Origin of the sequence: Alteromonas sp. D210916BOD_24 (genome assembly GCF_047159385.1) — a bacterium.
Classification (GTDB): domain Bacteria; phylum Pseudomonadota; class Gammaproteobacteria; order Enterobacterales; family Alteromonadaceae; genus Alteromonas.
Genome location: NZ_AP038333.1, coordinates 3,453,745 through 3,478,806 on the forward strand (window position 1 = coordinate 3,453,745; position 25,062 = coordinate 3,478,806).

The window sequence follows — 25,062 nt, forward strand, 5'->3', positions numbered from 1 at the left end:
GTGAGTGGTTACTGCAAATTGGTGTTTAGAAAATCTAACAGCCCTTGGTACATTTCCTGTCTGTCACCTTCATCAAACACGCCGTGTCCTGCCTGAGAATATTGAAGATACTCTGGTGCTTTACCACTATCTTCTAATTTTTCTGCTAAGCTCTCGGCGTTAATTTCAGGCACGCGTCTGTCTTTAGAGCCGTGAATTAACATCACCTTTGCCTTGATTTTATCTACGTGATGAATGGGAGAAAAGTCGACAAGCTGTTGTTTGTCAGTACCCAGAACCCGTTGCAGATAAGCTTGCCCACCCCAGTTGTTCGGAATATCACTCTCTGAGTACATATACTCGAGATCGTAGACACCTACATAGCCTATTGTACACTGGTATAAATCGGGCTTACGCACCACCGCCATCAACGCCGCATAGCCACCATAGCTTGCACCATACGCACAGACCTTGTCGCCATCGACATTCCCTTGATTGATCACCCATTTCACAGAGTCATTAATGTCTTTGATCATAGCGCCGCCCCACTCTCTGTAGCCGAGCCTTTCAAAGCGCTTTCCATAACCATTACTACCGCGAAAATTCACGCGTAGCACGGCGTAACCACGACTAGCTATAAGCTGAGTTTCCGCATCGTACGCCCAAAAATCTCGGGTTCCTGATTGGTGAGGACCGCCGTGAATAATAACTACTAAAGGCGGCTTGCTACCTTTTTTAAGCGCGCGAGGCATTGTTAAATAGCCGTGAAGTGTTTCGCCATCATCGGTAGGGATGGCGACAGGCTGCATGGCAGTTAGTTGGGTGGGATCGATCCAGGAACTATTTGCCCAAATGAAATCGGCCCCCATCGTCTCGCTGTCAAACAAATAATATTCGCCTGGATTCACATCACTTGAGACGCGCACCAATAAGGTTTTCCAGTCTTTTGTCGCACTGGCGATGTCCACTGTCTGGCCTTTAAAGGCCTCTGCCAGCATAGAATGGATTTTACTTATTTTGGATTTATTGTGCGCGTACACAAATGCTGACTTGCCTGGGAAAGTGATACCTACGGCCGGCATACCGTTACTGTCCAAGATATATTCTTCAATATCGGTGTCGTGCTCTGGAAAGGCGCGTGCATACTCTCCGGTTTCCAAATCCAGTGTAAATAGGGTGTAGACTTCTTCTTTCCCTACTCGACCAGACAGGAAAAGGGACTTATTGTCTTCACTTAATCCAAGGGGATAATGTCCTTTTGCTATCTCAAACGCCTCTGTTAACGGCTTCCAAGGCGCATCGTTATTTTTACGATATGCAGAATGAAACTCCCCTTGTTCGTCCCGCCACGTCATAAAGTTAATTTCGCCTTTTTTGGTAGCTAAAACACGACTACTTCCGTGGGGAATAACGTCAATTCTTCGTTTTTTACCACTGTAAATATTCAGACGGCTGATTGTGGGTGGACGTTCACGGGTATCGTAGTACAGCGTGCCATCTTTCGTCCAAGGGTACTCTGCAATCAGAATATGATCGTCGTCATCTTCCAGATAACTGATAATTTCCTGACTCGCCAAATTGTTTTCTCTATTAGAAAGACGCGTTCCCGTTCTTTCATCGCTTGCACGATACCCGTATAGCATTTCTTTTTGTGACCCATCGATATTAATTGCGAAGAGTTCACCGGTGGGCACAGGGCTATCAAGGTAGCTTTGCTTTTCGGCGTATTCAAATACGACCCTTTCATTGTTTAGCCAGTTAACAGTGTGAATAATATCTTTACTTTCGGGGCGAACACCGCCGACGACCTTCATATCCGCCGTATTGAGAAGCACCAGGAAAACACGGCCATCATGCTGCATTCTGGCAGCAATATGCTTACCGTCGGGCGACAACTTTAAATCTAGGTAATCACCGTGTTTAATGAAATATTCAAGAGGAAGTGGTTGCGAAGCGATACTCGCCGCGCTCACCAATAGCAGTAGTGAGACTAAAATCCCTTTCATAGTAGACCTTTTTTCGTTATTTCAGGGCAAGATTGCCCAATCCAATGCACCGTCAGTGTATAGCATAACAAAGGGCAAAAAAAAGGGCACTGTGGTATAGTTATGGTTAGCGTGTTACCACGTTTTTTGCCCCTTTTAATAACGACGCTTTATCAATCTTGTTAGGAATTTCTACTCCCCGTCGCGCTGCGGGCCTCGCCTCAATACTGTTTTTCCAACGAATGAGGTTATCCAGGCCTTCGATACTTACCCCTGACCATTCGTAAGTACGCACCCAGCACCAGTTAGCCATGTCAGCAATACTGTAGTCATCTGCGAGGTACTCGTGGTGAGCAAGATGGCTATCTAGCACTGTAAATAACCGCCGCACCTCATTTTGATAGCGGTCGATTGCCACCGGGATCTTTTCCTCCAAATAACGATAGAAGACATTGGCTTGTCCCATCATGGGTCCAATGCCGCCCATTTGGAACATTAGCCACTGTATAACCTGGCTTCTTTGTTTAATCGAGGTGGGTAAGAAAAGGCCGGATTTTTCGGCAAGATAAATCATGATGGCCCCAGACTCGAAAACAACATGATTGTCTTCATCCCTATCGACAATAACTGGGATCCGGCCGTTGGGGTTCATGGCCAGGAACTCTGGCGTTTTTTGCTCTCCCTTCATGAGGTTTACGCTATGAACGGTATATTGAATCCCCATCTCTTCGAGCGCTACAGAAGCTTTCCAACCATTGGGGGTAGCGGCAGTATATAAATCTATCATTATGCTTTTGCACTCGCTCTGTTACTCACAGCCTGATGCCAACGTGCCAGATTAGTTTGCTCCGGCGTCAACCTGATGTTCACGACACGGGCAAAATCAATGGCACATAACGCAGTTATATCCGCAATAGAAAAGGTATCACCCGCTATGTAAGGTGTATCCGCTAAACGGCGCTCAAGAATAGTTAAATATTTCGATGCGTTAATCCCCGCTTCTTTGCCGAACTCAGGAACGGGCACCATTCGATCTTTAAAATACCCTGTAGTGTGTTGAAAACACATTCCCACCTGCATCATTAGGGCAAACTCTACCTGACGTTGCCACATAGATATCGTGGCTTTTTCCAACGGTGTTTTACCCATCAGCGGAGGTTCAGGCTGAATGGCCTCAAAGTAGGTGCAAATCGCATCTGTTTCAGCGATACAGGTACCATCGTCTAATTCGAGGATAGGAATTTTTCCGAGCGGATTTTTAGCCCGCATCGCCTTGCTCAGGTTCTCGCCTTTTTGGATATCCACTTGTACGTAATCCACATCAATGCCCTTTTCGGCAAGGAAAATACGTACGCGACGTGGGTTGGGTGCAGTCCTTGTTTCGTAAATTTTCATACTGATACACACTCTATAGGCTGTTTAATAGCGCATGCCCCACTCACCATAACAATGGGCTAAACGCATGTTATCTTTAGACTAGACGGTGAGATACCGCCATTCAAATCACTCTCAATACCAGTATGACTATTCAGTGTTGTTATGGTTATACCTGTTTGCATCAGAGGTCGCTGGTTGAAGCCAGAACCCGTAATCTTTTGCGCTCGTTATGGTCAAAATGGGCTTGTTCATATTCCGTAAGCGCACGCTGATAATGTTGGGGCTCGCTATTTTTCGACAGGTGCGTTCTAAATTCCCGGTAAGCATCAACCCTATCATTCCATTCGCTTTGCGCTTGCCATACAGACGTGAAACGCTCGGCGACCTCGTGACCAAATTCGGCAGCAACGGCGTTGTATCGACTGGTCATATCCGAATGAGTCTGCTTTATTTGTTTTATTTTATGCATGTCGATTGTGGGCTTGAAAGCGTCTCTTTCAGAGTCAGATGCACCTTCTAATGCTTCCATAATCAGTGCTTTACGGGTAGCCGTGTCCATAGAGCTCTCTTTGGCAATGCGCAACCTCTCCAGTGCAGCCCTATCGATTTGCGCCTCTTTACTAAACAGGTAGTAATATTCTTGTTCGCTAAAGTAATCCCGTCTCAGTGACGCTCTTCGCTCCAACTTAACGGCCACACCCTGTAAGGTTTCTAAGGTCAGATCGACTTCCACCTCTTCATTTTCCAACGCAATCTTATAGTCGACATAACGACCAAAAAGGTCGCTGGCATAGCGATACGTTGATAATGAGTAATGTGTGGATGCGTATTGATAATAGGTCTGTTTGACGCGGTCAGGGTTCTCATCAACACGATGAAAAATAAAGCGGTCAAAATGGTCTTTGGTTGCAAAGTCTAACGTGAAATCAGTAAGCGTCTGATTCGTTTTTGTCTCACTTACCACTGGTGTGGAGGTAATACGCCCCACCTCTTGGGTGGAACTCGTATCTAACACCAATGCATCAACTGTGCTAACCTCACCAGGTTCAGCCAGGCTATCATGCTCAGGATGTAACTGATTAAGTGCGAGTGTGCCAATGAGGAGGGATGCTATCCCTCCTAAAAAGAGCAAAATGGCTTTCATTACAGACCTAAGTTTTTAAGCCTGTTAGCTTGCTCAACAAACACATCGACTGGATTGATCTCAAACCAATGGGTAATGCCGAAGCTCTGGTTTACTTCGTCCAAATGATTCATTTTATAATTGTCTTTAAGCACCAAGCCCAAATGCGAACTGCACGTTGATACCAAGCCATCGTTGGCTTCGTTGAACGCTGTGCCGGTAATCGCCAAAAAGGGATCAACAATATCTAATGCATTGGTAAACGTGTGCCCACCGCTCCAGGAAAAATAATACACACCATTGTCAGCCAACATCTTTCCGTTATTGTGACAGTATCCTGTCGGCATCCCCTCTGGGTATTTCTGGTTAAACTCAATTGAACCTTGGGTAGTCAATGAGTTCATCGCAGCTAAAGAATCTGTTGGCTTGTCTCTGGGATCAGAGCCAGAGGCCAATTCGATGATATTGGCAAACGCGTTCACGACAACACTCGTCGCGCCTTCCTGAAACGAATCCTCGGCAATAGCAGCTCGTAATTCATCAGCCACTTTACTCCCCCAATTAACACCTGCCACTGAGCTTACTGATGCGACTTTTTCAGGCGCAACGCTCGCCGCATACCGTGCTGTTGGCCCACCGTGGCTATGTCCAATTAGATTGACTTTTTGTGCGCCTGAATGGGCCAGTACTTCATCAATATAGGCAAGCAGTTGCTCGCCGCGTACTTCTGTGGAGTTAGCAGGAGATACTTCTGCGACATAAACTGTCGCGCCGTTACGATTGAGTTTATGAGGAACCTTATAGAAATAATCGACAAAGAGGATATCCTCAAAGCCAAAAAGACCATGAACTAAAACAATGGGATACTGTGTTTTGGCATAGGTGCTGGCATAGGCCTGAGTGTTGACCGTGGCAGTGAGCAAAGCTACCACGAGTAATAGTGTGCTGAGTGTTTTCATTGTGTGTCCCGTAATTATAAGTGTGAGTGTGGTCTGTGGTCAGACCATTGTTATAATTATGTTAACACCTTGTAAAAATCAACATTGTCCTTCGCGGTGTTTCTACGCACCCTATTTCGCTAATCTATGAAATTGCTTATTGAATAAATAAATCATCTGCAAGACAACAAGTTAAAACCTCTATTGGGTATGCCTCTTCATACTATTTTTCTTACCAATACTGCCCATTAACACAGACTATACTATGCTATTCGTCTCGCTTATGCTTTTTGTAGGCCTGCATATAGTTGACGGCGAGACTTGGTGTTGTCTGCCACTTGCCTGATAAAGGGTTAAGCCTCATGCCCACCTGATGGCGTAGTTGGAAGTCATTCCCTAACCATTGAGCAAGTTCAGTGGGCTTTACAAATTTACGCCAATGATGCGTACCAACAGGTAAATAGCGCATCACGTACTCTGCGCCAACAATCGCCACCACAAAGCTTTTCACTGTCCGGTTCAACGTTGCCAATATCAGTAAACCACCGGGTTTCACTAACATGCCGCATTGACGAATTAACGCTTGCTGATCAGGCACGTGTTCAACCACTTCAGCGTTAATCACTACATCGTATTGTTTACCTGTAGCCACCATTTCCTCACACAACATGTGTTTGTATTCAACGTCGATGTTTTTTAATGCTGCATGACGTTTCGCAACCTCTACGCTTATTGCACTGGCATCAATGCCTGTTACACGGGCTCCCAGCTCAGCCAGAGGTTCGCTTATCAGCCCGCCGCCGCTGCCGATATCGATAACATTCAGGCCTTGGTAGGGACACGTTCGCTGAGGTAAATCGAAATGGGCATCAATATTTCGCTTAATCACTTCAAGCCTTGCACGGTTAAACGCCAACGCCGTTTTATACTGTCCATTGGGATCCCACCAGCTTTGCGCTAACGCATCAAAGCGCTTCACTTCCTCTTGTGAATAATTGAGTTCACCTGTTTTCTGACTTTTGTCCAACATCTTCTCTTCCCTCGTCACGCGGTGATTGTGTACCTTAGAAGGTGCATATTTATTATGAGGTGTTATTTATTACAAAATAGGTACGTCAGCTGACTCATCCGGATTGATGGGTGAAACGTATTGAGATAACTTAATTTTTGCTATGGTAATACACTGACGGTATATGTGCTTATAAAAATAGGGTAATAACCAAGACCTTATTGAGGTTTGACACACGCGTTATATTCAATTCACGTGTATGTCAGGCCGTGAACATAGCGCAAGGCGCATGAGTATTAGGGGTATAAACGTTGGCAAACGCAAAAAATGTATATGGGCGACCTCTGCAACTTTGCTGTGGTAACACCGGGTTTACACGGGAAGGGTTTTGTTATGTACCTGAGTCAGATGTGGGTAATCACAGTGTGTGTGCCGTAATGACTGATGAGTTCTTGCAGTTTTCTTTGCGTCAGGGCAATGATTTAATTACCCCTTGGCCGAGCATGTCGTTTCCCGGGCTGCTGGCAGGCGATCGATGGTGTTTATGTGCCGCTCGCTGGCTACAAGCTTATGAAGCGGGTGTGGCTCCCAAAGTGCGTTTAGAAGCCACCCATGAAAAAGCGCTGGACATCATTCCTCTGGCCATATTAGAGGAATACGCTGCTACCTAGATACACAGGCCTACTGAGGCGTACGAATCACCATTAGGCGCGTTTCTGTCATGTCCTCAATGGCATAGCGAATGCCTTCACGACCAAGACCTGAATCTTTCACGCCACCGTAAGGCATGTTGTCGACTCGCCAGCTTGGTACATCGCCTATTACCACGCCGCCTACATCTAGTACGTCCCATGCTTTATGGGCTTTGTAAATATCTCTGGTAAATACCCCTGCCTGTAAGCCATAGCGGCTGTTATTGATCTCGTTGAGGGCGTCGTCATAGTCATCGAAGGGCACTAGAATAGACAACGGACCAAAAGCTTCTTCTGCACTGGCATCACAATTATGGGGTACATTTTCCATCACTGTGGCCTGCAACATCGCACCGTCTCTTGTCCCGCCGCAAAGTACCGTGGCGCCCTGGGCTTTTGCATCTTCTATCCATCCGTGAAGTCGCTTAGCCTCACCTTCAGAGATCATAGGGCCAATAAAGGTGTTTTCATCTGACGGGTCGCCCGATACCAGCTTTTTCACTTTCTCAACATAGCGAGATTTAAATTCGTCATATATTTTACTGTGAACAAGCAATCTTTGTACGCTGATACAGCTTTGTCCCGATTGATAGTAAGCACCAATAATTGCGCGCTCAATGGCATCCTCGATATCTGCATCTTCATCTACGATACAGGCTGCATTGCCGCCAAGCTCGAGAATAACGGGCTTTTTCCCCGCTTTTGCTTTTAATGCCCAACCCACATCGGGTGAGCCAGTGAAGCTCAACAACTTCAAACGCTCATCAGTCGTAAATAAGTCGGCACCATCCCGGCTACAAGGCAGAATAGAAAACGCTCCCTTGGGAAGATCCGTTTCTGCCAGTACTTCGCCTATGATCAGCGCACCAATGGGGGTGCGCGATGCGGGTTTAAGGACAAATGTACAGCCGGCCGCAATAGCCGGCGCGACCTTATGAGCAGCTAAATTCAGTGGAAAGTTAAACGGAGAGATAAATGAGCACGGGCCAATAGGCACTTTCTTTGTCATGCCCTGATAGCCTTTCGCCCGCGCTGATATTTCTAAATTGATCACTTCGCCATTGATACGCACCGCCTCTTCTGCGGCAATTTTAAAGGTATCAATCAGCCGGCTTACTTCACCCTTGGCGTCTTTTATGGGTTTTCCTGCCTCAATACACAACGCTTGAGCGAGTTCATCTGCTCGCTCTGTGAAGCGTTTAACACAATGCTCCAGTACAGCCTGACGCTGATAGGGCGCCATGGCGGTCATTGCTGGCTGTGCTTGCTCAGCAGCCGCGATAGCTTTATCGATAGTGTCAGCGTCGGCCATGGCTACTTTGGTTGCCACCTCGCCGGTATACTTATTGGTTACGTCTAAATCGGTATTGGCAAATACCGCTTCACTGGCCAGATAGTAAGGATAACTGTCCTTCATGCTGTATAGGCTCCTTTTTTTTATGTAGGGTTGGTGTAATCACCTTGGTTAAAGTTTTGCGCTTAAAGACTTGATGGTTTGATTTAAAGTTTTGTCATTCATGCTGTAGTCGACAGGACAGTCGATGATGTGTACGCCAGGGGTGTTTAAGCATTTCTCCACCATGTGGATGAGTACGTCGGTATCATCGACTCGCCAGCCTTGGGCACCATAACTTTGCGCGTATTTGACAAAATTTGGGTTGCCATAATCCAACCCGTATTCCTCGAACTGCATGTTGGCTTGCTTCCATTTAATCATGCCGTAAGCGTCATCTCTTAATATGATGACCACCAAATCTAATTTCAGCCTCACCGCGGTTTCAATTTCCTGACTATTCATCATAAAGCCGCCGTCACCACAAACACTCAGTACCGGGACATCAGGCTTCACCAATTTTGCTGCAATTGCAGAAGGTAGGCCGGCTCCCATAGTGGCAAGCGCGTTATCCAGCAAGAGTGTGTTAGGGTGATACGCAGGGTAATTACGGGCGAACCAAATTTTATATACGCCGTTGTCCAGTGTGACAATACCATTGTCTGGCATGACTTTGCGAATATCTCTTACCAATCTCTCGGGCAGAATAGGAAAGCGGTTGTCGTCTTGCGCTTCTGCGCGATGTTGGACATAAGCTTTATGGACGTCCTTGTAAAAATCAAGTTTCCAACTATCTTGAGGCGTTATGCCCTCTTTGATTTGCCATATGCTATTGGCAATATCACCAATAACTTCTAATTGAGGGAAATACACAGGATCCACGGCAGCAGATTCGAAATTAATGTGAATAACTTTCTTGCCGTTGTGATGCATAAAAAAAGGAGGTTTTTCGACCACATCATGTCCCACATTAATAATGAGATCAGCACGCTCGATAGCCCGATGAACAAAATCACCATCTGATAGGGCGGTATTGCCAGCAAACCGGGGATCGCTTTCGTTCAATACCCCTTTTCCCATTTGGGTTGTAACAAAAGGAATGCAGGTTTTATCCACAAATTCCCTCAGCATTTTCGCAGTCAGCTTTCGATTTGCCCCCGCGCCAATTAAGAGTAAAGGCGACTGAGCCTGCTCTATCATGTCTATAGCTGCAGTAATCGCTTTGTATTCTGCAATGGGTCTTCTTGATGTACTTGGCTTAAGCAATTGAGCACGGGTTTGTTCTGCGGCAATGTCCTCAGGTAATTCAATATGCACCGCGCCAGGTCGCTCTTCATGTGCCAGACGAAACGCTTCTCTGATGGTCGAAGGGATGCGATCGCCACTGACTATCTGACTGGTAAACTTAGTGATAGGTCGCATCATGTCTACGATATCGATAACCTGAAAGCGGCCCTGCTTACTGGTTTTTATCGGTTTCTGGCCTGTAATCATTAGCATTGGCATTGCGCCTAATTGCGCATAGGCCGCGGGAGTGACCAAGTTAGTTGCCCCTGGGCCCAGTGTAGAAAGGCAGACACCGACTTTACCCGTCAGCCTGCCGTAAGTAGCCGCCATAAAGCCCGCCCCTTGTTCATGACGGGTAAGGATGAGTTTGATAGATGATGAGCGTAACGATTCCAATAGGTCGAGGTTTTCTTCACCGGGGATGCCAAATACATATTCTACACCTTCGGCTTCAAGGGCTTTGACGAAAAGGTCAGACGCTTTCATGAAATACACACTCCTTGTCTTGGCGACATTGAAAAAGGGGGTAGTGATGTCTTTGCTACGGCGGGTACCCTTTGAACGGTTTACATTGCCTGCGAAAGTGCTCAACTTTCGAGCACTTCCAACATAAAGGAATTCAGCGTTAAAGTGAACTTATTGTCCGATAATTATTCGTTTATACGCCAGCAGAGACCCATCTGAATTTTGCGCAATGTCGAACAGATAGTCGTTATAGTCACTGCCAAACACTGTATCGCGCCCAAGCAGCGTATCGGGTTCTCCTCGATGTTGGTAGTCTGCATGATTGCCACAGATAGTTTGGCAGAAACTGTCTGAAAAGCCGAATTGAGATATCAGTTGATCATAGTTATTTCGACGAATGCGAAAGTGGATATGTATCGCGCGACTACTGTACCAACCAGGAAAACAGCTTTTTATATTCACCCGTCCACTGGCGTCGGTCACCGCTACGCCCCTAAACCATGTTGCGTTCAACGCCTCTTCATCGCCCCCCGTACAAAAACCTGAACTAAAGCGGCTGCTGTCCGCGCTATCACTCGTGTCACCAGAGTACACACCTTCTACATCACAATGCCATACTTCTATTTCATACCCGGCCAATGGATTGCAGCTCTCATCGATTAGCTGTAAGCAAAGCATCATTGGTAAGCCGGTTTTTCCGTAGGAAATATCATCGAGATAATCACTTTGAAAATAACATGGACCTTCAGTTTGCGCTCCTGTAAGGGAGACATTGCATGTTGAACTATTTTCAAATAATGCATCATCAGGAAAATCGTCCACCATGGCACTGGTGCCTCCTTGTGCCCAACCCTCAAAGGTGGTGCTACCGCCTGAAGCCGAATCGTCACCCGTGCTTTGATTGTCCTCTGTATCAGCGCTGGATGAAGACGAATTTGAACTGCCGCATCCCAACAAACTTGCGGTAAAAGGAATAAGTGTAAGTCCTGCGGCGGTTTTTACAAATCGACGCCGGGTGAGTAGTGAATGTTTTTGTTGTAATGACATGGTCTTAGCCTCACGTAGTTATGTGATGACAAAGACTCAGCTTAGCGATGAAAGGTTCTAGGCTTTACGCAAGGTTTACAATAACTGACACATACCGTATGTCTTAGCTGTCCTTGCTCTGTTCATTCCAATCATTAAGCGCCTGGCGGGTGGCAGCGTCGACATTTGCCTTGTTTTCACCTATCCACCAGCGCTCCATAATGCGGACATTTTTTTGGTTAGCTTTATAAAAAATATCGACCAAATCGCCGACAACAGGAATAAACCCGAGACCGAAGTCTATGGCAGCATTTTTTACCATTTGTGCTAACAAGGGTTTTGGCATGCCAAGCGACTTTCCCAGCCACACAATACGCAACGACACCAACAGCATTAACGCGTCACCTGCACCGGGAATAATTCCCACCAGTGAGTCTAAACCCACTCTGACTGGAATAATGGGAAGCTTAACCGCGGTATCCAGTAAGTTTGCCAGTTTTTGTGCCTTGAGTAAGGCTTTGGGCGCTTTTACGTCCATGTGATCACCTTTTGATAAATCAAAGACGCTACTTGTTTGCGCCTAAAGCGCTGGCAAGACCCGCGCGTAAACCATTGTCCTTCGACACAGACCATCCATGTAGGTTTTCCTGAATAATGTCAAACAACACATCAATGTGTTCTTTGTCGCTGTTTAGCGCTTCTATATATTCATATCGCTCGCCACCGGCATGCATAAAGTACTCTCGGTTTTCTTCTCCGATTTCTTCTATGGTTTCCAAACAGTCGGCTGAAAACCCTGGGCACATAACTTGTACCGTTTTCACACCTTTTCTTGGTAGCGCTTTGAGTGTTTCGTCGGTATAGGGTTTAAGCCATTCTTCACGACCAAATCGAGACTGGAAGGTCGTCATATATTCATCGTGAGCCAGACCAAGTTTTTCTGCTAGTAACCGAGACGTCTTATGACATTCGCAATGGTAAGGGTCGCCATTCATCAAATAACGTTTGGGGATACCATGATAGGATAAAAGCAATAAATCGGCTTTACCGTGTTTATCCCAATGGGCTTTTACTTTATTAGCAAGCGCTGTAATAAAGTTGTCGCGATCGTGGTAGTGATTGACAAAGCGCAGCTCAGGCAACCAGCGACGGGCCGTAAAATCTTTGGCGATTGCATCGAACGTCGAGCCTGTGGTTGAAGCACTATACTGAGGGTACAAGGGCAGAACGACCAGCTTGCGTACGCCTTTTGCCAGCATATTGTCTATCACATCTGAAATAGCCGGTTTGCCATAGCGCATAGCAAAATCGACAATAACGTCATCGCCATAGGTCATTTTGCAACGCTCTGCGATTGCCGCTGCTTGTGATTGAGTAATCGCCATAAGCGGCGAGCCCTGTTCGGTCCACACCCCCGCATACGCTTGCGCTGAGCGTTTGGGACGAAAATTCAGGATCACCAAATTCAGCACGAACCACCAAATGGCTTTCGGCACCTCAACCACTCGAGGATCAGATAAAAATTCTTTCAAGTAAGGACGTAGAGCTTGTTTAGTTGGCGCTTGGGGTGTCCCAAGATTGGTCACCAACACACCTATTTTGTCGGCTTGTCCGTGGGTAAAACCCTTATTTGATTTATATTTCATTGCCTGCCTTTTCGAGAAGTACTGCTGGTCGCATTACCTGCTTTGTGCTTTTCGCGCCTGGGTAACGCTTTATTTCAGATAATATTATACTGAATAACGCACAGATATGATCGTTTCGCTAACGAAAATAGCACGATTGAAACAATAGATTTTTGGCATTAAAAAAGCGGTTACCGAAAGGTTCACCGCTTTTCTATTGATAGCCTTTTACACTGTGAAGCCGTTATGGCTGATAATAGGTCGCTGCCCCTGGACCTACTGGCATGCCTAACAGAAATACCCAAATGTAAAACAATAAAGTCCAACCAACGATAAAGACCATGGTATAGGGAAGCATCATAGCAATCAGGGTACCCATACCCAAGTCTTTGCGATAACGCGCAGCCATGGCCAGAATAAGACCAAAATAGCTCATCATGGGTGCGATTACGTTGGTTACAGAGTCACCAATACGATAGGCTGCTTGGATAACTTCCGGCGCATAACCAATGAGCATCAGCATAGGTACGAAGATTGGCGCAGTAACAGCCCACTGTGCCGAGGCACTGCCAAGGGATAAGTTAACCACACCACACATCAAGATAAACAAGATGAATACTGATGGTCCATCAAGACCTGCGGCTTGAAGCAAAGCAGCGCCTTTAACCGCAAGCACGGTACCTAAGTTGGTCCATTTGAAAAAGGCAACAAACTGGGCGGCAAAGAACACTAACGTAATATACAAGCCCATCGACCCCATGCTCTTAGACATGGCATTAATGACGTCTTTGTCATTTTTCATTGAACCTGTCACCTTGCCGTAAACAAAGCCCGGAATAGCAAAGGTAATAAAGATAAACGCTACAATACCTTTTAAAAATGGCGAACCCGCCACTTCACCAGTTTCAGGATGACGTAAGATACCGTTTTCCGGCACTATAGTCAGCGCCAGTATGCCACACACAATAGCAAACGATATACCCGCCCAACGCAATCCTTTTTTCTCAAGTACGGTAGGCGCATCCATAGATTGATTACCCAATTCGATAGATGCTTCAGACGGATCGTATTTACCTAGTCTGGGCTCGACCACCTTTTCCGTGACTAATGCGCCCATGGTAGCGATAACAAAAGTACTGATAAACATAAAGTACCAGTTTACTTCTGGCCCGACGGTATAGTCTGGATCTATCATATGGGCGGCCGCTTCGGTGATACCAGACAATAATGGGTCTACCGTACCAAGTAACAAATTGGCACTGTAGCCTGCTGATACTCCAGCAAAAGCTGCAGCTAAACCAGCGAGCGGATGACGTCCAAGAGAATGAAATATCATCGCTGCTAAGGGTATTAAGACCACATAACCCAGCTCTGATGCGGTATTTGACACAATACCTGCAAAGACGATCGCAAAGGTTACGGCTCTTTTCGAAGCATTCATTACCAACGCGCGCATTGCCGCCGATAACAACCCAGAGTGCTCTGCAACTGATACCCCGAGTAATGCAACCAGCACCGTTCCCAAAGGCGCGAATCCAGTAAAGTTAGTCACCAAGCCTGTCACAATACGTTGCAGGCCTTCGGCACTCATCAAAGAAATAACTTCAATCATGCCGTCAGCTTCACGTCCTTTGGCCCCTTCTGGGCGAGGATCGGCTACTGCGATATCGAAATACCCTAAAACACCACTTAAAATCACAATAAATAGCGACAGTAACGCGAACAGAGTCACTGGGTGGGGGAGCAAGTTTCCTAAAAATTCTACCGTGGCGAGAAATCGTGAGAATAACCCACCCTTCCCACCGTTATCTTCGGCAGAAATTGTATTCGTATTTTCCGTTGTCAAAATTTTCCCTCTGTCGTTTATTCGCACCTACTTCATCAACGGTATTGCTGGGAGGACAAGGCCGTCGTACAAACTAGTGGTGCAGTTTTATATTCAATTCGATGCTATTTTACCCGATTACACGCACTTTTGGCAGCTAAAGGCTGAAATGAAAACGCTCCCTGGTATAGCAATACACCTTATGCTTCAAAAGTTATTGTTGGAAAACATAATCTTGGGGTCAATTGTATCGCATAAAAAAGCCAGTCTTTAAGACTGGCTTTTAAGCTGAATAACCGTTTTAGGGTTATCTACCTTTAGCGCCGTTCATATATTTAAAGAACTCGCTATCAGGTGCAATTACCATGACATCCTGTTTGCTGTTAAAGCTTTGTTTGTAAGCGTCCATACTGCGCAAGAAACTATAAAAATCGGCATTTTTAGAATAGGTATCTGCGTAGATTTGCGCCGCTAATGCATCACCTTCACCGCGTAGCTGACGTGCGTTACGCTCAGCATCAGCCAACATAACGGTGACTTTTGCATCAATGTTAGCACGGATCACTTCGGCTTGCTCCTGACCCTGTGAACGGTGTTCACGAGCCACACCAGCACGCTCTGCACGCATACGCTGGAAAATGGAGTTGCTGACTTCGGTCGGTAAATTGATCTGCTTAACCCGCACATCTACAATTTCGATGCCCAATTCATCTGATGATGTCGCCGCTTGTTCCATGGCTTGGTTCATCAATGCTGAACGTTCCCCTGAAACAATTTGCGCAATGGTTCGCGTACCAAACTCAGAACGAAGCCCGTTGTTCACCTTTTGCTTTAGTAGCGCTTCCGCTTGTAATGTATTGCCACCCGTAGACAAATAGTAGCGTGCAAAATCATCAATGCGCCACTTCACATATGAGTCCACAATAAGGTCTTTCTTTTCACTGGTAACGAAGCGGTCTGGCGTACCATCTAATGTCTGAAGACGGGCATCTAAATGGCGCACAGAATCAATAAAAGGCAGCTTGAAATGCAAACCTGGCTCAAAGACTTTAGTCTCGCCGGTTTCTGTATCTCGCTGAACCTTACCGAACTGAATAACAATCGCACGCTCACCTTCTTTAACCGCAAACAACGAGCCTGATGCAAGCAAGACAAGAAGAACGGCAACGGCAATGAGTAAATTTTTCATAGCTATTATCTCCCCTCTCTATAGCTGTCACCACGCAAGCCCGACGACGGCGAGGTATTATTACTTCTACCCTGTGAATCAATCACAGGTGCTTGTAACCCTTCTAAGGTGTTACGAGAGCGAGTAGTGGTGGTTGACTGCTGGCGCTCCATGATTTTATCTAACGGAAGATACATCATATTGTTGCCGCCTTTGCTATCCACCAAGATTTTACTGGTATTACCAAGTACTTCTTCCATGGTTTCTAGATAAATACGCTCGCGCGTTACCTGCGGCGCTCTTTCATATTGTGGAAGCAGTTCTTCAAAACGTGCCACTTCACCCTGCGCTTCCAATATAACGCGCTCTTTGTAAGCCTGGGCTTCCTCGTTCATACGATTTACCTGACCACGGGCACGAGGTTCAATTTCTCTTGCGTAGGCTTCAGCTTCGCGAATAAAGCGCTGCTCATCTTCCTGCGCCGCAATGGCATCGTCAAACGCGTCTTTCACTTGCTCTGGCGGTCGTGCATCGCGGAAGTTCATGTCGATGATTGACACACCCATGTTGTATGGCTCAATAATAGCTTGAAGCTCTTCCCAAACACGTTGACGGGTAACTTCACGGCCGTCAGTCAAAACGTCATCCATCGTTGAATGACCCACAACATAACGAATCGCGCTGTCGAGCGACTGACTGAGACTTTGTTCTGGGCTTTCTACCGCAAAAGTCCAGCGATACGGATCCACCACGCGAAATTGCATTTCCATCTGAACGCTTACCACGTTTTCATCTTCGGTAAGCATTGAGCCTGAAGACGATTGGTCGCGAATAGACTGTACGTCGACCGGGATCACCGTATCAATAAATGTCGGCGCCCAGCGCAATCCAGGCTCGACCTGCTGGTGATACTCGCCAAAGCGTAGAACTACACCGCGCTCGGCTTCGCGTATAGTGTAAAAGCCACTGATAAACCAGATAACTACGAGAAGGCCTACTAAAATGCCCGCGCCGATACCACCCAAGCTTTTGCCTGAGCCACCACCGTTACCGCCTGACTTACCAAACTTGCCAAACAAGTTTTTAAATACATCGTCTAAATCTGGGGGACCTTGTTCTTTCCCACCGCGATTTTTCCACGGGTCGTTATTATTGCCACCCGGCTCATTCCAAGCCATGCTGATACTCCATAGATTACTGTTATATTTTTTGAATTTCGCATGCTCCGCCAGTGTGCATTACTGGCTAATGTCGCACGACATACTCTGATATTCCGTTTTCCAGACGTTTTTCAAGTCTGTTCCAGTCAGCGGCAGGCATTCTTACATCAACTACCCAATCCCCCTGACTATCATATCCTTCGCTCGCAATACAATTTAATTCGTAAAGCACCCCTCTCAATCGACTATGAGCGGGTGGGATCTTTAACGTATAATTGACCATGCTTTTACCCAGGCATTCAGTCAACGCCTGGCTTAATAACTCACTACCTTCTCCCGTCTGTGCCGACAACCACACTCTAATGGGCACGCCTTCGTCATTTCTCTCTATACGCGGGTTCACGTCCTCTAGTTTATCAATCTTATTACAGATTAGTAATTGTTGGATCTCTCCTGCGTCGATTTCCTCAAGCACATCATTCACTTCATCCATTGTTTCACGGTATTTTGCATCAGCAATATCTACCACGTGAAGCAATAAATCGGCCTCTTGGGTTTCTTGAAGTGTGGCTTTAAAGGCCGCAACCAAATCGTGAGGCAAATGACGAATAAAGCCCACTGTGTCGGCCAATATGGCAGGACCTACATCTTTCAGATCAATTTTGCGCAGCGTAGGGTCAAGCGTGGCAAACAGTTGATCGGCAGCATAGACGTGCGAATTAGTAATAGTGTTAAACAGTGTCGACTTGCCCGCATTGGTGTAGCCCACTAAGGATACCGTTGGTATTTCGGCACGTTTACGCGAGCGACGTCCTTGCTCACGTTGCTTTTGTACTTTTTCCAAACGACGAAGAATGGCTTTAATGCGACCTCGTAGCAATCGACGGTCAGTTTCTAACTGTGTTTCACCAGGACCGCGAAGGCCAATACCACCTTTTTGACGTTCTAAGTGAGTCCACCCTCTGATGAGTCGCGTCGAGATGTGTCTTAACTGCGCTAGCTCTACTTGCAACTTACCCTCATGGGTTCTTGCGCGCTGCGCAAAAATATCGAGAATGAGGCCCGTTCTGTCTAACACTCGGCATTTACACACGGCCTCTAAATTGCGCTCCTGAGAAGGAGAAAGGGCGTGATTGAAAATAACAACATTAGCATCATGTGCCTTTACCGCTGCCGCTATTTCTTCTGCTTTTCCCGATCCGACAAAAAACTTAGCGTGAGGCGCACTGCGCGAGGTAGTAATCACCTCTACCGCATCTACACCAGCAGAAGACACAAGCAACTCTAATTCGCTTAAGTCTTCTTTGCTGTTCTCGTCGGAAAAATTAACATGAACAAGTACCGCCTGTTCACCGGCTTCATAACGGTCAAACAAGCTCGTTACCTTTTAAATTATTCACCTTTAGTATTTTCAGAATCTCCAGAACTTGGCATGGTAATGGCGCGCGCCGGAACCACGGTAGAAATTGCATGTTTATACACCATCTGGCTTACTGTATTCTTCAGTAAAATCACGAATTGATCGAAAGACTCAACCTGTCCCTGAAGTTTAATACCATTTACCAAATAAATTGATACTGGAATACGTTCCTTACGCAGTGCGTTTAAGAATGGGTCTTGTAAAGATTGCCCTTTAGCCATTTGATATCCTTAGTTTTTATTATTCGCGGTAGTAAATCACCACCGCTGCACGTCTAATGTATACCACACTCCAACATCTAAAGTGTGACTTTCGCTGTAATTTTAGTCAAATTATCGTTAGCAAATGTGTCCAGCCAGGTCACGTTTTCCCAACCTCTCAACCACGTCAGTTGGCGTTTGGCTAACTGTCTGGTTGCGATAATGCCGCGCTCTCGCATTTCGTCAAAAGAAAGCTGACCATCTAAGTACTGCCACATTTGCCTATACCCTACTGAACGTATAGAAGGTAAATCTTCATGAAGATCACTACGTTCGTAAAGTTTCAATACTTCTTGTTCAAAGCCCTGCTGCAACATAATGTCGAAGCGTGCTGCAATGCGTTCATGTAGCACCGCTCTATCTTTAGGTGCTATTGCAAACTGCACCACGTCAAACGAACAGGCCTGGCCTTTGTGCTGTTGCCAATCCGTTAATGTCTTACCTGAACTGCGATAGACTTCCAGCGCACGGGTGATACGCTGTGGATCGTTAGGGTGAATTCTTTCACCGCTTACCGGATCCACACGACACAGTTCCTCGTGAAGCTTACTCCACCCGAAATCCTTTCCTTGCTGCGTGATTTCCTCACGGATCGCCTCATCCGACTTAGGTAGTGGCGAAATTCCATTTATCAAGGCATTAAAGTACATCATTGTACCACCCGCCAGAATGGGCAGATTGCCTCTGGCCCGAATTTCTTCTACTAACCTGTTGGTATCATTAACAAATTGCGAAACAGAATAGGTTTCAACTGGGTCAATAATATCAATAAGGTGGTGAACCACACCTGCTTGCTCAGCTGCCGTTGGCTTTGCCGTGCCAATGTCCATATCGCGATATACCAACGCAGAGTCGACACTGATGACTTCGCTTTCAATATGCTTGGCAATCTCAAGCGCCAACCCTGTCTTACCTGATGCAGTTGGTCCCATAATGGCTACTACAGGCAATGCAGAATTTATGCCAGTCGACACGTTATTCTCCCCATACATCAAGTACTGATTTTAAGGGGCGAACTTTAGCAAATTGCGATATATATTCCCATTGTTTCAGATCATCCAGTGCTTCCATCCACCCCCACACTTGAAGTGCGATGTCATCGGGAAGATCCCGTTCTGGAATGGTGATCGCTGGTGCTAATGCCTCTGTATTTTGCGTATTTTTCTCGAACTCTGTACACAATAGGTGCGCAAACCATTTAATCCACGGAAAATGCCTAGTGCCGGCAGGTACCTGTTGCAATCGGAATTTACCTGCCACTTTGTTAATGTCAAAGTGAAATGCTTGCAATACCTCAAGGGTATGCGAGTCGACATCAGCATGCTGAATTGCGACTGGCATAAGTAAGGGTTGCCCGTGTTCTGCTTTTAAAAATAGTTCGCTTAACCATACACTTGCAAGTTTTGCTGCAGATAAAAGAAAAACTTTCTCATCAAATGCGTAAATCCTACGCTGTGGTGAGACATTTAGGCATTGCACATTAGTCGCATCTTGCTGATTTGCAGTTAACTTGTCGCTATTTGGCGTCATCAAAGCATTAAACTGGGACTGGTAGGCTGCACTTGGCCCTTTTGCTGTACGTTGAAAAGCCCCCATTCCCTTGTGTTCACTAGATGTTGGGCCACGGACATAACCAGAATCCCCTCTTCCTTGTGATGGCATAACAGAATGAAATGCCCTACCACCGCCTTGCTGCGAATGAGACTCCTGCAATGGCCGAATGTAATCGTGAGCCACTTCTGCCATTTCAAAAGCGTGACCAGATGTAGCGGGAGCAACAGACTTGTCTGTTAAGCTATGCAGCGCATCACTGACTGATTTACAAATAAAGTCATGCACTAATCGGCCCTGCTGAAACCGTACTTCGTGCTTAGCGGGGTGCACATTTACGTCTACGTCTTTAGGGCTTAGACTTAAATACACAACAAAACTCGGCTGCTCGATAACGCCCCAAACCGTTTCATAGGCCTGGCGAATGGCATGCATGATGAGTTTGTCACGCATACCTCGACCGTTCACAAAACTAAACTGGCAATCATTACTACTGCGCAGCATGGTTTCATTGCCCAACCAGGCATCAATGGATATGCCTTCATAATCGGTATGGATATGCACGGCATTTTGAATAAATTTATTTCCCACTACCGCGCCAATTCGGCTGGATAAGCTCCCTTCGGCATCGGCGATGTACCGTTTAACTACTTTGTCATTGTGTTTTAGTACAAACGAAACGTTTGGATAACTCAGCGCAATGCGTTTTATTACCTCTTCTATATGCTGAAATTCGGTTTTTTCTGTCCGTAGGAACTTGCGTCTAGCGGGGGTATTATAAAATAGGTCTGCCACGTCAATAGTCGTGCCGATAGGGTGAGCCGCTGGCTGAACGTTAACCTGCATTTCTCGCCCTTCACAGTGCGCTTGCCAAGCTTCAGATTGTTCAGCTGTTCTCGACGTCAGTGTTAACCGACTGACTGAACTGATACTGGCCAGTGCCTCTCCTCGAAAACCCAATGAAAGTATTTGTTCCAAATCATCGAGGGTAAATATTTTACTTGTAGCATGGCGACTCAAGGCGAGTTTTAGTTCGTCTTTGGCAATTCCCTGGCCGTTGTCTTTAATGCGAATTCGCTTGTGCCCCCCTTTCTCGATGTCCACTTCGATTTTTGTAGCCCCTGCATCCAAACTATTTTCCAATAATTCTTTAACGACAGACGCTGGCCGTTCAACGACCTCTCCAGCAGCTATTTGGTTAGCGAGTTGTGGGGATAAAAGTTGTATAGGCAATGGTGAACCCTATGATAGTAAGACTGAACCAGGTAGCAGCAATTACACTGTTTATACTTTTTCGCACCTGAGAACGAAAACCGCTCAAAAGCGCTATATAGTCACGCGCAACTGGCCTGATTCAGGTTCTTGGAATGGTGAGAACCTGGCCAATTTGTACAATGTCACTGGATAGATCATTAGCAGCTTTAATGCTGCTGACTTTAACATTGTATCGCTGAGCTAATAGAGACAGTGACTCTCCACTTCGCACTTTGTGCGTTCTGTTATTTTCTCTCTCTAAGGCCCACAGTGTACCATCTGGTGGTACTTGCTTGAAGTAGCGTTTAGTAGCGTTGAACATCGCTTTTGCGAGTCGCTCTCGGTATTTTGACCAGTTGAGGTTTTTTTCTTCCTGTGGGTTAGAAATAAAACCCACTTCTACCAAAATAGAAGGTATATCAGGGGCAGTAAGCACAGCAAAACTCGCTGCTTGTGGTTTTCGTTTATGTAAGCTGGTTACCTGCTTAAGTTCTTCGACGACCTTGTTCCCCAAGTCATGGCTTGTGGCCATACTGTGATCCATAGAAAGCCCCAGTATGGTTTCGGTCAGGTAACGTTCACTCGATTTATCGTTAATCACTTCTGCTGCGCCGCCAAGAAGTTCGGAATGACGTTCAGATTTTTCCAGCCAGCGCCCCAGTTCGGTATCCGCTCTTCGCATGGAAAGTACCCACACAGAGCCACCACGAGGCTGAGGCTGACTAAAGGCATCAGCATGAATGGAAATAAGTAAGTCGGCTTTCTTTTCCCGGGCAATCTCAGGGCGTCGATTAGGAGAAATATAATAGTCGTCGCTTCGCGTCATAATCGCTCGCATGCCGCGCTCACTATTGATCATACTTTCCAGTTTTTTAGCGATGCTCAGGGTAATGTGTTTCTCGTAGGAACCTGCTGGCCCAACTGAACCCGGGTCATGCCCACCATGCCCCGCATCAATCGCAACGATAATATCCCGATCTCGGGAGCCAGAGGACTCATCGATGACCACCGATGTAGATGCCAACGCCGCGCTCCCTCCACGGTGGGGATCACTATCGGCTAAATCGACTACTAACCTGTGCCCGAAGGATTCGGCGGGTTCCATTGCAAATAAGGAAGGTTTAGCTGCGCGATTAAGCTCTATTACAACTCGCGCTGATGACTTCTGCTTAGGTGTCGAATAGCGTAATTTACCAATAAGGTCGCCACTATTTTCTATGTTGGTTAGCGACGTTGTGTGGCTTGTGTTGTCCAGATCGATAACTAATCGCAAGGGGTTTTTAAGCGTAAAATAACTAAAGCTAGGGGTTGTTTTCATATCAAAAACAACCCGCGTATTATCTGGTGAAGGCCATATCCTAACCCCATCGATGTTATTTTGCGCGCCGTAGGACGTCGTCGCTACGAAACACAACAATAATATCGAAACTATACTGCGCACCATAATTCGCCTTTTTATTCTTGCTTTTTCTCGTGTAGCCTCACACTCACCGAGCGAAGGGATAAAATTACCCTAATTTAAACTAGATACGTTTACACTGCTGCAGCAGTTTTGCCCCGTGTGCTGATTTTGCCTCTAGGTTAAACTGTCTACCCGCCGGTGTAATATTTATACTAATCACTATATCCGGCGATGCCAAGTACTCACCTCCTTTTTCAGACCACTCAATTAAGGCAATGGTTCCTGAACCGAAGTAATCTCTTATTCCCATAAATTCCAGCTCTTCTGGGTCAGCAAGGCGGTATAAGTCAAAATGGTAAATATTGAGGTTTTCCAACTCATATGGCTCTACCAATGTATAGGTTGGACTTTTAACACTACCTGAATGCCCCAATGATTGAATGAAATAGCGACTAAACGTGGTTTTTCCCGCACCCAAATCGCCATTGAGATAGATAACCGCCGCGTGAGGAAGTTGGCTGGCCACCGCTTGCGCTAAATCTTTCGCAAGATGTGCAGTATCTTCCACTTGATTGGCAAAGTAAGAGGTTTGGGGATAAGACATCAACAATATTCCAATGAAATAAACAATCTGAACAACGCGGTAAACGCCCTCTCTTACGAGATTGCATCACACTTTTTAGTGATTGATAAGGGCGCGCACTGCGTCAAATAAATCACTGGCTATCATACCACGTTGTCCGTATTGTTGGGCAATATCATCCCCAGCCTTAGCGTGTAGCACGACACCGTATTTAGCGGCGATATCTGTTTCTACCCCTTGTGCTAATAGCGCACCTAGAATTCCACTCAGCACATCACCGCTACCCGCTGTCGCCATTCCTGGGTTGCCGTGTCTACATACCCAGGTTTTCTTTTCATTGTCAATAAGGGTGCCTGCCCCTTTTAATACACAGACTGAGTGATAGCGTTGTGAGCATTGTCTGGCGTAGTTAAAGCGATCACTTTCCACATCGTCTACCGAGACGCCAAGTAAACGCGCAGCCTCACCGGCATGAGGAGTTAAGATACTGTCTGAAAGGGTGTAAGCAGTGGACTGCTTACACAGTAAATTAAGAGCATCGGCATCGATAACCACGGGTTTGTTGTGGCTTTGGCAGTGTTTCATGGTGACTTCAAAGGTGAGTTCAGCCCAATTATCCTGACCAAGACCCGGGCCAATTACCACACATGTTGCCCAATTAAGCGCATCTTCAAGTTGACTATCGGCTACCATGAGTTCAGGTCTACCTGCACTCACTTGAACCACAGACGATTCATGAGTGTATACCCGCACCATGCCAGCACCACTTCGCAAAGCAGCTTCACTGGCTAGGCGAATTGCACCTGAAGTGCCTTTGTTACCGCCAATACACAATAGCCTGCCATAAGTGCCTTTGTGGCTATTGATATCCCTTGGCCCCATACCCTTAAAGTGATCAATGTTAAGCATAGTAGCACTTGCTCTGGCAAGTGACTGAAACGCCTTGCCGATACCTAAATCAGCGTATACCAATTTCCCACACGATTGCTTTCCAGCACCTGTCACTAGCCCAGGTTTTATACCCACGAAGGTCACGGTAATATCGGCTTGTACACACCGCCCCAAACTTTGCCCGGTGTTGGCATCAAGACCAGATGGTACGTCCACACTGACAACGGGTGTTGTAGACGCATTGAGTGCGTCAATGACGTCTGCAAATTCGTTGCGGATATAGCTATTGATTCCTGTCCCCAGTAAAGCATCAATTGCCACATCTGCTTTTTCGAGTAACTCAGGCTGAAAACTTTCGATGATGCCTCCTGCATCCAACCATCGCTGCTGCGCTTTTCCGGCATCACCGTCTAAAACACGTTTAGGCTCCACTGCACATAAATGAACCTGTTTGCCCGCCAACTTCGCGTTAACCGCAGCTATATAGCCATCGCCAGCATTATTGCCCTGCCCAACTAGCACTAAGTAAACATCAGAATTTGGCATCAGCTCCTGGCACTGTTTAAACACCACATCACCGGCGCGCTGCATAAGCGTAAACATGTCACAACCAGATTGCGCCGCTGCTTGCGCTTCGTTTTCTCTAACCTGATCGGCGCGAAATAGTTTATATGATAAACTTGACGTTAATTGAGTATCTAGCATGAGC

22 protein-coding genes are annotated in these 25,062 nt (G+C 46.3%); 1 reads left to right on the forward strand and 21 read right to left on the reverse strand.

Going from position 1 to position 25,062, the window contains the following annotated elements; genetic code table 11:
- Positions 1–8 precede the first annotated feature (8 nt).
- From ACMCM8_RS14990 to ubiG, 6 genes are all read right to left on the reverse strand, one after another.
- Positions 9–1,985 carry an alpha/beta hydrolase family protein gene (locus ACMCM8_RS14990; protein WP_412723392.1) on the reverse strand — a complete coding sequence of 659 codons (1,977 nt, stop codon included), beginning with the start codon at positions 1,983–1,985 and terminating at the stop codon, positions 9–11.
- Positions 1,986–2,091: 106 nt separating this feature from the next.
- Positions 2,092–2,751 carry a glutathione S-transferase family protein gene (locus ACMCM8_RS14995; RefSeq protein ID WP_412723393.1) on the reverse strand — a complete coding sequence of 220 codons (660 nt, stop codon included), beginning with the start codon at positions 2,749–2,751 and terminating at the stop codon, positions 2,092–2,094.
- A complete protein-coding gene (locus ACMCM8_RS15000; protein ID WP_412723394.1) occupies positions 2,751–3,359 on the reverse strand; it encodes a glutathione S-transferase family protein in 609 nt (202 codons plus the stop codon). The genes ACMCM8_RS14995 and ACMCM8_RS15000 overlap by 1 nt, the downstream gene beginning before the upstream one ends.
- A gap of 163 nt (positions 3,360–3,522) precedes the next feature.
- Positions 3,523–4,485, reverse strand: coding sequence for a lipase secretion chaperone (locus ACMCM8_RS15005; protein ID WP_412723395.1), 963 nt, complete (start codon positions 4,483–4,485; stop codon positions 3,523–3,525).
- Entirely contained in the window at positions 4,485–5,423 is a 939-nt protein-coding gene (locus ACMCM8_RS15010; protein WP_412723396.1) for a lipase family alpha/beta hydrolase, read from the reverse strand. Before ACMCM8_RS15010 ends, ACMCM8_RS15005 begins: the two co-directional genes overlap by 1 nt.
- Positions 5,424–5,670: 247 nt before the next feature.
- Entirely contained in the window at positions 5,671–6,432 is a 762-nt protein-coding gene (gene ubiG, locus ACMCM8_RS15015; RefSeq protein ID WP_412723397.1) for a bifunctional 2-polyprenyl-6-hydroxyphenol methylase/3-demethylubiquinol 3-O-methyltransferase UbiG, read from the reverse strand.
- A 290-nt stretch (positions 6,433–6,722) separates the two neighbouring features.
- Between ubiG and ACMCM8_RS15020 the strand changes: the two genes are divergently transcribed.
- The gene (locus tag ACMCM8_RS15020; protein ID WP_412723398.1) at positions 6,723–7,082 is read left to right on the forward strand and encodes a DUF2237 family protein; all 360 of its coding nucleotides are present in this window, start codon (positions 6,723–6,725) and stop codon (positions 7,080–7,082) included.
- Positions 7,083–7,092: 10 nt separating this feature from the next.
- On the opposite strand, the gene ACMCM8_RS15025 is transcribed toward ACMCM8_RS15020, so the two are convergent.
- The 15 genes from ACMCM8_RS15025 to ACMCM8_RS15095 form a co-directional block, all read right to left on the reverse strand.
- On the reverse strand, positions 7,093–8,520 hold the full coding sequence (locus ACMCM8_RS15025; protein ID WP_412723399.1) for an aldehyde dehydrogenase family protein: 1,428 nt from the start codon (positions 8,518–8,520) through the stop codon (positions 7,093–7,095).
- Between the two features lie 48 nt (positions 8,521–8,568).
- A complete protein-coding gene (locus tag ACMCM8_RS15030; protein WP_412723400.1) occupies positions 8,569–10,209 on the reverse strand; it encodes an acetolactate synthase large subunit in 1,641 nt (546 codons plus the stop codon).
- A gap of 150 nt (positions 10,210–10,359) precedes the next feature.
- Positions 10,360–11,235, reverse strand: coding sequence for an intradiol ring-cleavage dioxygenase (locus ACMCM8_RS15035; protein ID WP_412723401.1), 876 nt, complete (start codon positions 11,233–11,235; stop codon positions 10,360–10,362).
- 103 nt (positions 11,236–11,338) lie between these two features.
- The gene (locus ACMCM8_RS15040; protein ID WP_412723402.1) at positions 11,339–11,752 is read right to left on the reverse strand and encodes a DUF4112 domain-containing protein; all 414 of its coding nucleotides are present in this window, start codon (positions 11,750–11,752) and stop codon (positions 11,339–11,341) included.
- Positions 11,753–11,780: 28 nt separating this feature from the next.
- The gene (gene hemH / locus ACMCM8_RS15045) at positions 11,781–12,860 is read right to left on the reverse strand and encodes a ferrochelatase (RefSeq protein WP_412723403.1); all 1,080 of its coding nucleotides are present in this window, start codon (positions 12,858–12,860) and stop codon (positions 11,781–11,783) included.
- A gap of 223 nt (positions 12,861–13,083) precedes the next feature.
- On the reverse strand, positions 13,084–14,685 hold the full coding sequence (locus tag ACMCM8_RS15050) for an AbgT family transporter (RefSeq protein ID WP_412723404.1): 1,602 nt from the start codon (positions 14,683–14,685) through the stop codon (positions 13,084–13,086).
- A gap of 286 nt (positions 14,686–14,971) precedes the next feature.
- On the reverse strand, positions 14,972–15,853 hold the full coding sequence (hflC, locus tag ACMCM8_RS15055; protein WP_412723405.1) for a protease modulator HflC: 882 nt from the start codon (positions 15,851–15,853) through the stop codon (positions 14,972–14,974).
- A gap of 5 nt (positions 15,854–15,858) precedes the next feature.
- Positions 15,859–17,010: an FtsH protease activity modulator HflK gene (gene hflK / locus ACMCM8_RS15060; RefSeq protein ID WP_412723406.1), complete on the reverse strand. Its 1,152-nt coding sequence runs from the start codon at positions 17,008–17,010 to the stop codon at positions 15,859–15,861.
- A gap of 67 nt (positions 17,011–17,077) precedes the next feature.
- Entirely contained in the window at positions 17,078–18,367 is a 1,290-nt protein-coding gene (gene hflX, locus ACMCM8_RS15065) for a ribosome rescue GTPase HflX (protein ID WP_412723407.1), read from the reverse strand.
- 17 nt (positions 18,368–18,384) lie between these two features.
- Positions 18,385–18,633: an RNA chaperone Hfq gene (hfq, locus tag ACMCM8_RS15070; RefSeq protein WP_412723408.1), complete on the reverse strand. Its 249-nt coding sequence runs from the start codon at positions 18,631–18,633 to the stop codon at positions 18,385–18,387.
- A gap of 77 nt (positions 18,634–18,710) precedes the next feature.
- The gene (miaA, locus tag ACMCM8_RS15075; protein WP_412723409.1) at positions 18,711–19,664 is read right to left on the reverse strand and encodes a tRNA (adenosine(37)-N6)-dimethylallyltransferase MiaA; all 954 of its coding nucleotides are present in this window, start codon (positions 19,662–19,664) and stop codon (positions 18,711–18,713) included.
- Positions 19,648–21,456 (reverse strand): DNA mismatch repair endonuclease MutL, encoded by a 1,809-nt coding sequence (gene mutL, locus ACMCM8_RS15080; protein WP_412723410.1) that lies wholly within the window; start codon positions 21,454–21,456, stop codon positions 19,648–19,650. The genes miaA and mutL overlap by 17 nt, the downstream gene beginning before the upstream one ends.
- A gap of 121 nt (positions 21,457–21,577) precedes the next feature.
- A complete protein-coding gene (locus tag ACMCM8_RS15085) occupies positions 21,578–22,921 on the reverse strand; it encodes an N-acetylmuramoyl-L-alanine amidase (RefSeq protein WP_412723411.1) in 1,344 nt (447 codons plus the stop codon).
- A gap of 79 nt (positions 22,922–23,000) precedes the next feature.
- Complete coding sequence (gene tsaE, locus ACMCM8_RS15090) at positions 23,001–23,483, reverse strand: tRNA (adenosine(37)-N6)-threonylcarbamoyltransferase complex ATPase subunit type 1 TsaE (protein WP_412723412.1); 483 nt, start codon at positions 23,481–23,483, stop codon at positions 23,001–23,003.
- Positions 23,484–23,558: 75 nt separating this feature from the next.
- On the reverse strand, positions 23,559–25,058 hold the full coding sequence (locus ACMCM8_RS15095) for an NAD(P)H-hydrate dehydratase (RefSeq protein ID WP_412723413.1): 1,500 nt from the start codon (positions 25,056–25,058) through the stop codon (positions 23,559–23,561).
- Between the last annotated feature and the right edge of the window lie 4 nt (positions 25,059–25,062).